The organism is Streptomyces sp. NPDC013317, from assembly GCF_055563155.1.
Genome location: NZ_JBVHDX010000019.1, coordinates 1 through 13226, shown reverse-complemented (window position 1 = coordinate 13226; position 13226 = coordinate 1). Strand labels below are relative to the sequence as shown.

The 13226-nt window shown below is 73.9% G+C and carries 12 protein-coding genes; 5 read left to right on the top strand and 7 right to left on the bottom strand.

Annotation, left to right across the window (positions count from 1 at the left end; genetic code table 11):
* Window positions 1–52: 52 nt before the first annotated feature.
* A complete protein-coding gene (locus ACZ3IJ_RS33045; protein WP_467474371.1) occupies window positions 53–1426 on the bottom strand; it encodes an FAD-dependent oxidoreductase in 1374 nt (457 codons plus the stop codon).
* Window positions 1427–1430: 4 nt separating this feature from the next.
* The gene (locus ACZ3IJ_RS33040; protein WP_467474368.1) at window positions 1431–2393 is read right to left on the bottom strand and encodes a DUF4349 domain-containing protein; all 963 of its coding nucleotides are present in this window, start codon (window positions 2391–2393) and stop codon (window positions 1431–1433) included.
* A 126-nt stretch (window positions 2394–2519) separates the two neighbouring features.
* Here ACZ3IJ_RS33040 and hemG point away from each other — a divergent pair, with 126 nt between their 5' ends.
* Window positions 2520–3998 (top strand): protoporphyrinogen oxidase, encoded by a 1479-nt coding sequence (gene hemG / locus ACZ3IJ_RS33035; RefSeq protein ID WP_467474365.1) that lies wholly within the window; start codon window positions 2520–2522, stop codon window positions 3996–3998.
* A 17-nt stretch (window positions 3999–4015) separates the two neighbouring features.
* Window positions 4016–4729 carry a hydrogen peroxide-dependent heme synthase gene (hemQ, locus tag ACZ3IJ_RS33030; RefSeq protein ID WP_467474362.1) on the top strand — a complete coding sequence of 238 codons (714 nt, stop codon included), beginning with the start codon at window positions 4016–4018 and terminating at the stop codon, window positions 4727–4729.
* Window positions 4730–4737: 8 nt separating this feature from the next.
* Here the strand turns inward: hemQ and ACZ3IJ_RS33025 are convergent, their stop codons facing one another.
* The 5 genes from ACZ3IJ_RS33025 to ACZ3IJ_RS33005 all read right to left on the bottom strand — a co-directional run bounded on the left by ACZ3IJ_RS33025 (window position 4738) and on the right by ACZ3IJ_RS33005 (window position 10858).
* A complete protein-coding gene (locus tag ACZ3IJ_RS33025; RefSeq protein WP_467474562.1) occupies window positions 4738–6357 on the bottom strand; it encodes an alpha/beta hydrolase in 1620 nt (539 codons plus the stop codon).
* Between the two features lie 71 nt (window positions 6358–6428).
* Window positions 6429–7538, bottom strand: coding sequence for a TIGR04222 domain-containing membrane protein (locus ACZ3IJ_RS33020; RefSeq protein ID WP_467474359.1), 1110 nt, complete (start codon window positions 7536–7538; stop codon window positions 6429–6431).
* Between the two features lie 7 nt (window positions 7539–7545).
* A complete protein-coding gene (locus ACZ3IJ_RS33015; RefSeq protein ID WP_467474357.1) occupies window positions 7546–9198 on the bottom strand; it encodes an MbnB/TglH/ChrH family RiPP precursor modification enzyme in 1653 nt (550 codons plus the stop codon).
* Between the two features lie 96 nt (window positions 9199–9294).
* Complete coding sequence (locus tag ACZ3IJ_RS33010; RefSeq protein WP_467474354.1) at window positions 9295–10050, bottom strand: DUF4142 domain-containing protein; 756 nt, start codon at window positions 10048–10050, stop codon at window positions 9295–9297.
* A 112-nt stretch (window positions 10051–10162) separates the two neighbouring features.
* Window positions 10163–10858 (bottom strand): peptidyl-tRNA hydrolase, encoded by a 696-nt coding sequence (locus ACZ3IJ_RS33005; protein WP_467474350.1) that lies wholly within the window; start codon window positions 10856–10858, stop codon window positions 10163–10165.
* A gap of 70 nt (window positions 10859–10928) precedes the next feature.
* Here ACZ3IJ_RS33005 and ACZ3IJ_RS33000 point away from each other — a divergent pair, with 70 nt between their 5' ends.
* The 3 genes from ACZ3IJ_RS33000 to ACZ3IJ_RS32990 are packed head-to-tail and all read left to right on the top strand — an operon-like array spanning window position 10929 to window position 13089.
* Entirely contained in the window at window positions 10929–11603 is a 675-nt protein-coding gene (locus tag ACZ3IJ_RS33000; RefSeq protein WP_467474347.1) for an AIM24 family protein, read from the top strand.
* On the top strand, window positions 11600–12442 hold the full coding sequence (locus ACZ3IJ_RS32995; protein WP_467474560.1) for an ABC transporter ATP-binding protein: 843 nt from the start codon (window positions 11600–11602) through the stop codon (window positions 12440–12442). The genes ACZ3IJ_RS33000 and ACZ3IJ_RS32995 overlap by 4 nt, the downstream gene beginning before the upstream one ends.
* Window positions 12439–13089, top strand: a complete 651-nt coding sequence (locus ACZ3IJ_RS32990) for an ABC transporter (RefSeq protein ID WP_467474345.1) — start codon at window positions 12439–12441, stop codon at window positions 13087–13089. The genes ACZ3IJ_RS32995 and ACZ3IJ_RS32990 overlap by 4 nt, the downstream gene beginning before the upstream one ends.
* Window positions 13090–13226: the final 137 nt, after the last annotated feature.

The window sequence follows — 13226 nt, the reverse complement described above, 5'->3', positions numbered from 1 at the left end:
GCGCCGGGCCGTCGGCGCCCCGGGCCGTCGGGGCGCCGCGCCGTTCGCGCCCTCAGCCCGCCGCGCGTACCGCCGTGACCGCCTTGCGCGCCGCGACCAGGACCGGGTCCCACACGGGCGAGAACGGCGGTGCGTACCCCAGGTCAAGCGCCGTCATCTGCTCCACCGACATCCCGGCCGTCAGCGCCACCGCCGCGATGTCCACCCGCTTGGCCGCGCCCTCACGGCCCACGATCTGCACGCCGAGGAGCCGGCCCGTACGCCGCTCCGCGATCATCTTGACCGTCATGGGAGCCGCCCCCGGGTAGTACCCCGCCCGGCTCGTCGACTCCACCGTCACCGTGACGTACCGCAGGCCCACCTCCCGGGCCTCCTTCTCGCGCAGCCCCGTCCGCGCGATCTCCAGGTCGCACACCTTCGACACCGCGGTCCCGACCACGCCGGGGAACGTGGCATAGCCCCCGCCCACGTTCGAACCGATGACCTGGCCGTGCTTGTTGGCGTGCGTGCCGAGCGCGATGTGCCGCTCCCGGCCCGAGACCAGGTCCAGCACCTCCACGCAGTCACCGCCCGCCCAGATGTTCTCGTGGCCCCGCACCCGCATCGCGAGATCGGTGAGCAGTCCGCCGTGCACGCCCAGCGGCAGCCCGGCCGCCTCCGCGAGGCGGGTCTCCGGCACCACCCCCATCCCGAGGACGACCACGTCCGCCGGGTACTCGGCGTCGTCCGTCGCCACCGCCCCGACCCGGCCGTCGTCCCCCGTGAGGATCTTGGTGACCGCCGCCGAGCCCACGGTCCTGATCCCGAGGCCGTCCATCACCCGGTGGACGAGGCGCCCCATGTCCGGGTCGAGCGTCGCCATCGGCTGTTCGCCGCGGTTGAGGACGGTCACCTCGTAGCCCCGGTTCAGGAGCGCCTCTGCCATCTCCACGCCGATGTACCCGGCGCCCACGACCACCGCGCGCCGGCCCTCCGTGCGCTCCAGCGAGTCGATCAGGGACTGCCCGTCGTCCAGCGTCTGCACACCGTGCACCCCCGGGGCGTCGATCCCCGGCAGCGGCGGCCGCAGCGGGCGCGCGCCGGTCGCGATCACCAGCTTGTCGAAACCCGTCCACGCCTCGGCGCCCGACTCAAGATCCCGCGTGCGCACCCTCTGCCCCGGCACGTCCAGTTCGACGACCTCCGTGCGCATCCGCAGATCGATGTCCCGCGCCCGGTGCTCCTCCGGGGTACGCGCGATCAGCTCGTCGCGCTCGCCGACGTCGCCGCCGACCCAGTACGGGATGCCGCAGGCCGAGAACGAGGAGAAGTGCCCGCGCTCGAAGGCGACGATCTCCAGCTCCTCGGGGCCCTTGAGCCTGCGCGCCTGCGAGGCGGCGGACATGCCCGCCGCGTCGCCGCCGATGACCACCAGTCGTTCGCTCATGCCTCTATTCTTCAGCGCCCGCCCCGGCTCCGGGGGCCGCGCGCCCGACCGGCTCGCCATGCACCTCGGGTTCCGCGGCGGGGGAGCGTTCCGTCCGGCGCGCCCGCGAGCGCGCGAGCAGACGCCACACCAGACAACCGAGGAGGGCCAGCGCGAGCCAGGGAGCCGCTGCCGCCAGGACGATCCCGGCCCAGGCCAGTGCCGCCACGAGCGCGTTCCAGCCACCGGCGAGAGCGTCGAGGAAGCCCGGCCGGTCCTCGGAGTCCGGCGCCCGCTCCGTCTCCTCCCTGAGTTCGAGGGTGATCGTCGCCATGGTCGTACGGTCCTTCAGCGAAGCCTGCTGGGCCAGCAGCGACTCCAGGTCGGCCTGACGGCGGCTCAGCTCGCCCTCCAGGGTGACCACGTCGCTCAGCCGCGTCGCCCGGTCCATCAGCCCGCGCACCCGGTCGACGCTCGCCCGCTGCGTGGCGATCCGGCTCTCCACGTCCACCACCTGCTCGGTGACGTCCTTCGCGTCCGCCTTCCTGGACAGCAGCCGGCCCGTACCCGCGAGCTCCCCGAGCACCGCGTCGTACGCGTCCTGCGGCACGCGCAGCACGACCCGCGAGGTCATGTGCGTCTCGTCGATCCGCTCGGTCGACTCGTTGGCGACATGACCGCCCGCACCCTCGGTCACCCGGCGGGCGGTGGCCAGCGCCCCGGTCGCGTCCTCGACCTCCACGGCCAGCTCGGCGGTACGGATGACGTGCTGGCGCTGGAGCGCGGGGGCCGGCTTCTCCGCGGGCGCGGCCCCCTCGTCCGCCTCGTAGCCCCGGTCGGCGGCGCCCGCGCCCCCGGCCCCCTCGGCGGGCTTCGCCGCGCTCAGCCCCTTGCTGTCCGCACCGCTGTCCGACGCGCCCGCGGCGCAGCCGGTCAGCGCCAGCGAGACCGTCAGCAGCGCCACGGCCGCTCTTCGTGCTCCACTCATGGAATCCCCCCTGGGACGGTGGCGAATGTCGCCGGTTCGACGTGGGGGAGGGGCGCCCGGGTTTCGCCCGTGCGGTAGCGATGCGGTCACGTTCCGGCCTCGGAACGGGTTTGAGAGAGTGGAGCCATGAACGCGGACACCAGGACCAGGCATGTCGTCGTCGTCGGAGGCGGTATCGCCGGTCTCGCGGCGGCCCACCGACTGGTCTCGGCCGGGCTCCGGGTGACGCTGCTCGAAGGCGGCGACCGGCTCGGCGGCAAGCTGCTCGCCGGGGAGATCGCCGGCGCCCCCGTCGACCTCGGTGCCGAGTCCCTGCTCGCGCGCCGGCCCGAGGCGATCGCGCTCGCCCGTGCCGTCGGCCTCGGCGACCGGCTCCGGCCGCCCGCCACGACCACCGCGTCCGTCTGGACCCGCGGCACCCTGCGTCCGATGCCCAAGGGCCACGTCATGGGCGTCCCGGGCGATCCCGCCGCGCTCACCGAACTCCTCTCCGACGAGGGCCTGCGCCGGGTCGCGCACGACCGCGACCTGCCCCCCGGCGAGATCGGCGAGGACATCGCCATCGGCGCGTACGTCGCCGAGCGGATGGGCCACGAGGTCGTCGACAGGCTCGTCGAACCGCTGCTCGGCGGGGTGTACGCCGGGGACGCCTACCGCATCTCGATGCGGGCCGCCGTCCCCGCGCTCTTCGCCGCCGCCCGCACCCACCCCACGCTCACCGACGCCGTCCGGGCCGTCCAGCGCGCGGGCGCCGCGACCCCGTCCGACGCCGCGGGCGCGGCCACCGGCCTCGGCGGCTCCGCCTTCCTCGGCATCGAGGGCGGCATCGGCACCCTCCCCGAGGCCGTCGCCGGAGCGGTCCGCGCGGCGGGTGGCGAGATCCTGACCCTCATGCCCGTGACCGGCCTGCGCCGCGTGGCGGACGGAGGAGCATGGCGGGTCGACGCCGGCGGCCGGGAGTTCCTCGCCGACGCGGTCGTCCTCGCCGCGCCCGCCTGGGCCGCCGCCGAACTCCTCGCGACCGAGGCGCCCGTCGCCGCCGGCGAGCTCGGGACCGTCGAGTACGCCTCGATGGCGCTCGTGACCCTCGCGTTCCGGCGGCAGGACGTGCACGCGCTGCCCGGCTCCGGCTTCCTCGTGCCGCCCGTCGACGGACACACCATCAAGGCGTCCACCTTCTCCAGCCAGAAGTGGCAGTGGGTCGCCGACGGCGCGCCTGACCTCTTCCTCCTCCGCACCTCCGTCGGCCGCTACGGCGAGGAGGAGCAGGTCTTCCGAGACGACGCCGACCTCGTCGAGGCCTCCCTGAAGGACCTCGCCACGGCCGCCGGGCTGACCGCCCGGCCCGTCGCCACCACCGTCACCCGCTGGACCGGCGGCCTCCCGCAGTACCCCGTCGGCCATCTCGCCCGCGTCGCCCGCATCCGCGAGTCCGTCGCGAGCGTCCCCGGACTGCGGGTGGCGGGGGCCGTGTACGACGGCGTCGGCATCCCCGCCTGCATCGCCTCGGGCACCCGCGCCGCCGACGAGATCGCCGCCGGTCTCGCCGACGAGATCATCGCCACGTCCCCAACCACCCACCCTGGTGCAGGGCACTGTCCGTGACGGGCGAGAATAGGCGTATGAGTGCGCCCGAAAAGATCCCGAACGCCGGTAAGAAGGCGAAGGACCTCAACGAGGTCATCCGCTACACCCTGTGGTCTGTGTTCAAGCTGCGCGACAACCTGCCCGAGGACCGCGCCGGCTACGCCGACGAGGTCCAGGAGCTGTTCGACCAGCTCGCGGCCAAGGACATCACCGTCCGCGGCACGTACGACCTCTCCGGTCTGCGCGCCGACGCGGACGTCATGATCTGGTGGCACGCCGAGACGAGCGACGAGCTCCAGGACGCGTACAACCTCTTCCGCCGCACCCGGCTGGGCCGCGCGCTGGAGCCGGTCTGGTCGAACATGGCGCTGCACCGCCCCGCCGAGTTCAACAAGTCGCACATCCCGGCCTTCCTGGCCGACGAGACGCCCCGCGACTACGTGAGCGTCTACCCCTTCGTGCGCTCCTACGACTGGTACCTGCTGCCGGACGAGGACCGCCGCCGGATGCTCGCGGACCACGGCAAGATGGCCCGTGGCTTCCCTGACGTCCGCGCCAACACGGTCGCCTCGTTCTCGCTCGGCGACTACGAGTGGCTCCTGGCCTTCGAGGCCGACGAGCTGCACCGCATCGTCGACCTCATGCGCCACCTGCGGGCCTCCGAGGCGCGGATGCACGTCCGCGAGGAGGTGCCGTTCTACACCGGGCGCCGCCGCTCCGTGGCGGACCTGGTGGCGGGCCTGGCCTGACGGCCGCCCTACCGACTCGGTGACGGCCCGGCTGCCTGCCGGGCCGTCATCCCTTGACCCGGAAGATCAGACGGCGGACGGAGTTCCGTACGCCGCTCCAGCGACACCGGGTCCGGCTCCGGGTGCGGCGCGCACGACGCGCGCCGCACCGGCGTCCCTCCGGCGGTCTCCGGCACGGCCCCCGTCAGCAGATAGCTCTCCAGGTAACCGTTGACGCAGGCGTTCGCCCCGCCCCCGATCCCGTGCGTACCGGCCTCCCGCTCGGTCACCAGCGCCGAACCCGCCAGCCTGCGCTGCAGTTCGAGGGCCCCTGCGTACGGTGTGGCCGCGTCCCGCTCGGCCGCCAGGATCAGCACCGGCGGCAGCACGCCGGGACCGGTCCGTACGTCCAGCGGCCTCTGCCGGGGCGCCTTCCAGTACGCGCAGGGCAGGTTGGCCCAGACGTTGTCCCGGTCCCACACGGCGAAGTCCTCCGGCCACGGTGCGTCGTTGCACTCCACCGCCGTGTAGACGGCCGCCCCGTTGCCCGTGGACGGCGTGACCTCCTCGCTCGGCGCGGCCTGCTCGATCAGCGGCTTCGGGTCGCCCTTCAGATACCGGGCGAGCGCCGTGGCCCGCAACGGCCAGAAGCCGTCGTGGTACCCGGCCTGGAGCATCGCCCCGTGCAGCTGCCCCGGGCCGACGCGCCCGCCGGCCGGCCGTGCCGCGAGTTCGGCGCGGACCTTCTCGTAACTCTGCTGGACCTCCTCGACGGTGGCGCCCAGGCCGTACACCTTGTCGTGCCGGGCGACCCAGCTGCGGAAGTCGGTCCAGCGGGCCTCGAACGCGCGTGACTGGTCGAGGTTGTTGGCGTACCAGATCTTCCCCGGCGCGGGGTGGACCGGAGCGTCGAAGACCATGCGGCGCACCCGGTGAGGGAAGAGCGTGGCGTACAGCGCGCCGAAGTACGTGCCGTAGGAGGCGCCCATGTACGTGAGCTTCGGCTCGCCGAGCGCGGCGCGCAGCACCTCCAGGTCACGGGCGTTGTTGAGCGAGTGGTAGTGCCGCAGCGCAGCGCCGGTGCGGTTCGCGCAGCCCTGCGCGTACGTCTTCGCGCGGGCGATCCGCTCCCGCTTGTAGACCTCGGAGGGGTGGGTGGGCGCCGGGGTGGGGCCCTTGGGGCGGTCGGCGGGGTCCTGGCAGGAGACCGGGGCGGAGGCGCCCACGCCGCGCGGGGCGTAGCCGATCAGGTCGTACGCGGCGGCGATCCGTTTCCAGGCCGGGAGTTCGGCGACCAGAGGGAAGTACGTCGACGAGGCGCCGGGGCCGCCCGGGTTGAAGACGAGCGCGCCCTGACGGTCGGCGGACGGCCCCGAGGCCCTGACCCGGCTGACGGTGAGCGGAATCCGGACGCCGTCGGGGTCCGCGTAGTCGAGCGGGACGCGGACGGTGCCGCACCGGACGGACGGCGGCAGCTTCTCGGCCGCCGGGCAGTCGCCGAAGCGGATTCCTTCGGCGGCCGCGCGGCGGGCGGCGACCACGGTGCCACCGGTCTCGGCGGGCGGGGCGTCCAGGGCGGGGGCAGGTGCGGCGGTGAGGGAGGTCAGCAGCAACGACCCGACGGTTCCGGTCAACGCGAGGGCTTTCACGGCAGGATCGTCAGCACGGCCGCCACCCCGTTGTAAAGCGTCTCCGGCCGGTGTCGCCGGAATCGACCCGGTCAGCCGCTGGAGCTGGAACAGCTGGAACCGCTGGAGCTCGAGCAGCTCGAACCGCTGGAACTGGAACAGCTCGAACCGCTGGAGCCGGAACACGAGCTGCCACCGCCGGAGCTCGAACAGCTCGACCCGCCCGACGAACCGCCGGAGCAGGCGTTCGCGGAACAGCCGCCGCCGAACCCGCTGTCCGTCCCGCCTCCGCCGCCGGAGCCTCCGGTGTTGCCGGAAGCGCCGCCGCAGCCGCCCGGGCTGCCCGGCGTGCCCGCGCACCAGAGCACCGGGATCAGCACCGCGTCCGAGCCGGACGTGCCGTGCGAGTGGTGCGTGCCGTGCGGGCGGGACCCGCCGGGCGCGGTCACGGGCCGGGTCCTGGCGACGGGCATACGGGCCGCCGCGATCAGCTGGCTCCTCAGCTCGGCATCCTGCACCCCGCGCAGTCCGCGCAGCGCCACCTGGTGCCCGGCGTCGGCGTCGTACACGTGGTCCCGGTGGTACTCGGCCGACGCCCGCCGACCGCCTCGGGTGGCGCGGTTGGCGTTGTACGCGGCGCAGACCAGGGCAGTGACGATGCCCGCGAAGAGTACGAAGATCACCTTGACGAAGAAGGGCACCTCGAACGGCTCCCGGTCGGCGCTCGCGGTCAGGATGATCGAGGTGACGAGCAGCGCGAGCGACCCGATGCCGAGTGCGAGGCACGCGCGTCCGCCGGCGCGCCGGGCGTCCGGGGCCACCATCAGACCCCGCGCGGCGAGGCCGTCGCCGATCTCCTGGACGGCGGGGCTGCGCATCACCGCGAGGCGCAGCTCGTGCAGCGCGCCGCTCGGAGCGGCCGCGAGCTGCTCCAGTACGGCACGGCCGACATGGTCCCGGGCCCGCCGGTCGGGACGGAGGACGACGACGAGGCCGGGCCCGCCGACCCCGATCAGCCCCTCGGCGTGCAGGGTCGCCAGGGCCGTGTCCACGACCCGGGGCGGGCCGCCGGCCAGGAACGCCGCCTCGGCGACGTCGTGGACGGAACCGCCGCGGTCCGCGCGGGCGGACCGGAGGCTGACGATGAGCAGGATGGAGCCGGTGATCACGGCGGCCCAGAAGATCAGTGCGATCAGGTTCATGAGGGCGTCACCTCCGTACGAGTGCGGCGCGGGCAGCGCGGATGAGTCGGGTGGCGGGGCCGGGCGGGCGCGTGTCGGTGCGCTCCTGCCACCAGCGGGTGAGGCGGCGCCGGGCGTCCGGATCCTCGGGGCGTCCGGCCACGAGCAGGTGCTCGACGAAGGCGAGCGCGTCACGGCGGTAGCCGCCGGTCATGGGGCGGGACCTGGCGTACGCGCGGAACCAGGGCCGGTAGTCGTCGCCGAGGATCACGGGGAGCTCGGGCGCGATCTTGGCGATCACGTCGGCCCGCTTCCCTACGAGGGCCCGGCTCTGCACCCCTACCCGCACCGGGTCGAACCCCTCGGGCACGGGCGTCCCGGCGACGAGTGCGGACAGCAGCGCGGCCTGCGCCACGGCGACCCGTTCCCGCGCGCCCGCGCCGCCGGGGCTCTCGGCCGGTGCGGTGACGCGGACGGCTCCGGGCTCGACGGCGGCGAGCCGCCTGTCGGCGCCCCCGGGTACCGCGCCCCCGAGTGCCGCGACCGTGGACCCAGCGACCGGGGATGCCGCGACCGTGGACCCAGCGACCGGGGATGCCGCGACCGTGGACCCAGCGACCGGGGATGCTGCGACCGTGGACCCAGCGACCGGGGATGCTGCGACCGTGAACACCGCCGACGCGGGCTCCGCAGGCCGGGGCTGCGGCAGCGGCGCGCCCGACGACTGCGGCATCGGACCACTCGAAGGCTGCGGCATCGGGCCGCCCGAGACCCGGGCGCCCGCGCCGATCAGCAGCGCGTGCTCGGGTGCGGGCGGGGGTGCGGCAGCGGCCGTCGCCGCCTCGGCGCCGGCGGTCCGGGCCAGGGAGAGCCGATCCCTGATCGTCGTCAGCTCCGACGCCAGCTCCTCGGACACGGGGAAGTTGTCGTCCCGTTCCAGCAGGACGCCCGGCGGGGAGACCCGGGACGCCAGTTCCGCCAGGATGTCCAGGACGGGCTCCGGAACCGGGTGGGCGTGGGTGTCGTGCCAGACGCCGTCGCGCATGAGGCCGCCCGCCACGTGGACGTACGCGATCGCCTCCACCGGGAGCTCCGAGAGCGCCTTCGACGGGGACTCGCCCCGGTTGACGTGGTTCGTGTGCAGGTTGGCCACGTCGATCAGGAGCCGTACCCCCGTACGCTCCACCAGCTCCGCCAGGAACCGGCCCTCGGTCAGCTCCTCTCCCGGCCAGGAGAACAGCGCCGCGATGTTCTCCAGGGCCAGCGGGACCGGCAGCGCGTCCTGGGCGATCCGGACGTTCTCGCACAGCACGTCCAGCGCGTCCCGTGTGCGCGGCACGGGCAGCAGGTGGCCCGCCTCCAGGGACGGCGTCGCGGTGAGCGCGCCCCCGCCCCGGACGAACGCGATGTGCTCCGTGACCAGCGGCGCCCCCAGCGCCGTCGCCGTCGCCGCCAGATCGGCGAGCCGTCCCGCGTCCGGCCGGTCCGCGCCGCCGAGGCCGAGCGAGACGCCGTGCGGGACGACCGTGACCCCGCGCGAGCGGAGCCGCGTCAGCGAGTCGGGCAGATGGCCCGGGCAGACGTTCTCCGCCACGACCTCCACCCAGTCGACGCCCGGGAGCGCCTCGACCGCTTCCGCGATCTCCGGCCGCCAGCCGATGCCGATGCCGAGTTCCGTCATGTCCCCCTCCTTCAGTCCCCCACGTGATGGCCCCGCCGGGCACGTTCGAATCCAGTCAGGGGGACGTTCAGAGGTTGATTTGAGGTTTCGGCGGCGCTACGGCTCCGAGTGCGGCGTCACGAGCCCGCCCTCCGGCACCGGACGCGAGGTGAACGACTGGTCGGTCCCGGACGGCCCGACCGGCGAGGGGGTCGCGGGGGAGGACACGACCGGCGGGCCCGTGGGCGGCGCCGTCTTGCGGCCGGCCGCTTCGTTCGCCAGGGCGTCGTGGTCGACCATCCCGGTGGCCTCGAGCATGGTGATGTGGTCGAGGACGGTCTGGTTGGCGTCGCTCGCCAGCTGGCGGATGAGCGTGTTGCGTGTGGTGTGCCGGACCTCCGCGATCAGTGCGAACACCTTGCCGTGCGCGTTGCGCAGGAGGTTCGCGAACTTCCGCTCGTACTCCTGGCCGCTCGCCGCCGTCAGCTCGTCCAGCCACCCCTGCTGCTGGTCGGTCGGCTGGTTCGGCAGCTCGACGCCCAGCTTCGCCGCCACGGTGCGGGCCCGCCGGTCCAGGTCGGTGTGGCCGACGACGAGGTGGTCGCCGCAGTCCACCATCGCCTTGCTCGGGGCGCGCTGAATGGCCTGCTGGCCGGCCGGGAGCTCCCAGAGGCCGGCCAGCCGCACCTTGACCAGGAAGTCGCGGTCGGTGGCCGACAGCGGCCCCCACTGCGTGGCGACGCTCGACGCGTTGAGGTTCGCCTGGCCGGTACCGGAGCGGTCGGCGTAGGACCAGACGGGGAAGGCGAGCGCGCCGACCGTCGCGACCAGCGCCGCGATGATGAGTGCCGTCCCGTTGACGCGTAGCGACAAGGTGTCTCTCCCGTACGTTCGAAATATCGGTCACCGGAACTGAACCGGCAACGAGGGTTCCGTTCAACCCCCTTGGCGGTATCGGGAGATACGTACTACGGGACGGGCGTGTTCAGTCGCCGAGCGAACCGAGCTCGGGGAATTCGGACACGACCGTGCACGAACCGGGGGCGATCTCCGTGAATCCGGCGTCCCGCACCACCGGCAGACCGCTCGCGGTCAGCTCCGCCCAGTGCGCCGGATCGGCCGTGCGCACGGCCAGCGGGAAGCCGGCCTCGCGCCACGCCTTGCGGTCGGACTCGGACATCTCCCACCACAGCAGCTGCGCGCCGTGCCCCGCCTGGGCCATGGCCTTGCCGGCGGACATGTCCAGTTCCGGGTTGAGCCGGAGCAGCGCCGCGCCCGGGCGGGGGGCGCCCGGGGCGGCCGGGTCCTCCAGATCGGTCCCCGACACCTGGAGCTTGGCCAGCTCCTTGGGCCAACCGTCCAGCGGGACCGGCGGGAACACCCGTACCTCCGCGGCCTCCCCCCTCACCGTGATGCCCGGGAGCGCCTCCGCGCGCCGCCACTCCGCGCCGCGCGCCCGGCGCACGACCTTGCGGATGCGGGCGTCCTGCCAGTCGGTCATCGTCTGTGCCCACACGCCGTCTCCGGACGAGCGCTCGTCGGCGAGGATCTCCAGGACGGCGCGGGCGGCCGTCTCCAGGGCGTCGGTACGGGCCGGGGGCTCGGCCCGCTCGATCCGTACCACCAGGGGGAGGACGAACTGGGGCTTCTCGTCGCGGATGTCGGTCTCTTCGCTGCTCACCTGGCAAGTCTGCCACCGTCCGCGGAGACGCTTCTTGGAGGAATGGATGGTTCCGGGACAGGATGCCCCCATGAAGAGCGACCTTTTCGCCGGCGAGAACCTTGCCGAGACCGCCACGTTCCCCGGTATGACCCTGCAGAACGCCAAATGCGTCAAGTACGCCGTCAACGGCGAGATGCAGGCTCGGCAAGGCTCGATGATCGCCTTCCGCGGAAACCTCCAGTTCGAGCGCAAGGGCCAGGGCATCGGCGGCATGCTCAAGCGCGCCGTCACCGGCGAGGGCCTGGCGCTCATGGCCGTGCGCGGTCAGGGCGAGGCCTGGTTCGCGCACGAGGCGCAGAACTGCTTCATCGTCGACATCGAGCAGAACGACGCGTTCACCGTGAACGGCCGCAACGTCCTCTGCTTCGACTCCACCCTCAGCTACGAGATCAAGACGGTGAAGGGCGCCGGCATGACCGGCGGCGGCCTCTTCAACAGCGTCTTCACCGGCTACGGCAAGATCGCCCTGATCTGTGAGGGCAACCCGATCGTCATTCCCGTCACGTCACAGTTCCCGGTCTTCGTGGACACCGACGCCGTCGTCGGCTGGAGCCACCAGCTGCAGACCTCGCTGCACCGCTCGCAGTCCGTCGGATCGATGATCCGCGGCGGTTCGGGCGAGGCCGTCCAGCTGAAGCTGGAGGGCGAGGGATTCGTCATCGTCCGGCCCAGCGAGCTCACCCCGCAGAAGGCGTCGAACTGAACCTGGCGCGGGTGGGACGCCGGTACGGCCTGCGCGGCCCGTGGGTACTGCGCGAGGTCGAACTCGGCCTGTCCCAGGGCAGCCTCGTCAGGATCACGGGCACCAACGGCACCGGCAAGTCGACGCTGCTCCGGGTCGTCGCGGGCATCGACGCGCCGACGGAGGGCCGGATCACCGGCAGGCCGCGACGCACGGCGTACGTTCCCGAGCGCTTCCCGGCCACCCTGCCCTTCACCGCGCGCGGTTTTCTGACCCACCTCGGGCGCGTCCAGGGGCTCGGCCGGACGGAGGCGGCCGGGAGGGCGGGGGAGTGGCTGGAGCGGTTCGGCGCGGCCCGCTTCGCCGACACCGCGCTCGCCGAACTCTCCAAGGGCAGCAGTCAGAAGGTCGCCGTCGCCCAGGCCCTGCTCGCCGACCCCGGCCTCCTGGTCCTCGACGAGGCGTGGACGGGCCTCGACACGGGCGCGCGGGAGCAGTTGGACCGTGCCGTCCGCGAGCGGGTCGCGGCGGGCGGGACGGTCGTCTTCGTCGACCACGACCCGAGAAGGCTCGCGGGGGAGGCCGACGCCGCGTTCACGGTGGAGGCGGGACGGGTACGACCCGGGACCCCGCGACACGACGATGGCCCGCGGACCCGGACGCGGATCGTGGCCTCCGGAGGCCGCCCGCTCCCCGACGGACTGCCCGGCGCGCCCTCGTACGAGCCCGGCCCCGACGGCACGACGGTGTACGCGGTCGACGCGGCGCACTCCGACACGACGCTGCGGGCCCTGCTCGAGGCCTCCTGGCACATCCACGAACTGGCGACCACCGAGGCCCTCCGGGCGGGACGGGTATGACCGCACTCCTGCGTTACCGGACCGGCCTGCTCGTCCGCTCCCAGCGCTGGCTCGCGCCCGTGCTGCTGTACGCGGTGTTCCTCGGCGTCGGCGTCCAGGCCGGGGAGCCCGTGCTCGGCGCCCTCGGCTACACCGCCGCCGCGCTGCTCCCCGTGACGGCCTGGCTCGTACGGATCTGTCTCGGTCAGGAACCGTCCGCCGCCCGCCACGTGGTGGCCGCCGCGGCCGGACGCGAACGGGCCCATCTCGCGGCGGTCCTGGCCGCCGTCGCCTGCGCGGCGCTGCTCGGCTTCGTCGCCGTCCTCGGCGTGACCGCGGTGAGCGACCTCCGCCGCGTCGACCCGGTCCCGGCCGGGACCGCCGGTCTCCTCGCCACCACGGCCTGCGTCCTGACCGGCGCCGCCGTGGGCGCCCTGACCACCCGGCCGCTCGTCCGCTCCCGCGGCTGGTCCCTGACCGCCCTTGTCCTCGGCTCGCTCCTCGCGCTCGTGACGCCCGGCTCACCGGCGCGGCACGCGGTGACGGCCCTCGTCACCGGCTCCCGTACCGCGACCGTCCCGCTCCCGTGGCCCGCCCTCGTGGCCGCCCTGGCCCTCGCCGCCGCCGCGGCGGCCGTGAGCACCAGGGCCACGGCGTGGCGGGAGTGAGCGCGTTCGACGACGCGGACGAGGCCGGCCCGCAGGGTGAATCCGCCTAGGGCGTGTTGCGAAAGTCCCGCCTGCCCCGCGACGCCTGGCACGCACGCTCGCTGCGTTGTCGGGATCGTCCGAGTACACCCGGTACG

Bases quoted from the DNA above. Each gene is read 5' to 3' on its own strand.
- hemQ (WP_467474362.1), top strand. From the start codon at position 4,016: ATGAGTGCGCCCGAAAAGATCCCGAACGCCGGTAAGAAGGCGAAGGAC.
- ACZ3IJ_RS33020 (WP_467474359.1), bottom strand. From the start codon at position 7,538: ATGAACCTGATCGCACTGATCTTCTGGGCCGCCGTGATCACCGGCTCC.
- hemG (WP_467474365.1), top strand. From the start codon at position 2,520: ATGAACGCGGACACCAGGACCAGGCATGTCGTCGTCGTCGGAGGCGGT.
- ACZ3IJ_RS32990 (WP_467474345.1), top strand. From the start codon at position 12,439: ATGACCGCACTCCTGCGTTACCGGACCGGCCTGCTCGTCCGCTCCCAG.
- ACZ3IJ_RS33045 (WP_467474371.1), bottom strand. From the start codon at position 1,426: ATGAGCGAACGACTGGTGGTCATCGGCGGCGACGCGGCGGGCATGTCC.
- ACZ3IJ_RS33015 (WP_467474357.1), bottom strand. From the start codon at position 9,198: ATGACGGAACTCGGCATCGGCATCGGCTGGCGGCCGGAGATCGCGGAA.
- ACZ3IJ_RS33040 (WP_467474368.1), bottom strand. From the start codon at position 2,393: ATGAGTGGAGCACGAAGAGCGGCCGTGGCGCTGCTGACGGTCTCGCTG.
- ACZ3IJ_RS33000 (WP_467474347.1), top strand. From the start codon at position 10,929: ATGAAGAGCGACCTTTTCGCCGGCGAGAACCTTGCCGAGACCGCCACG.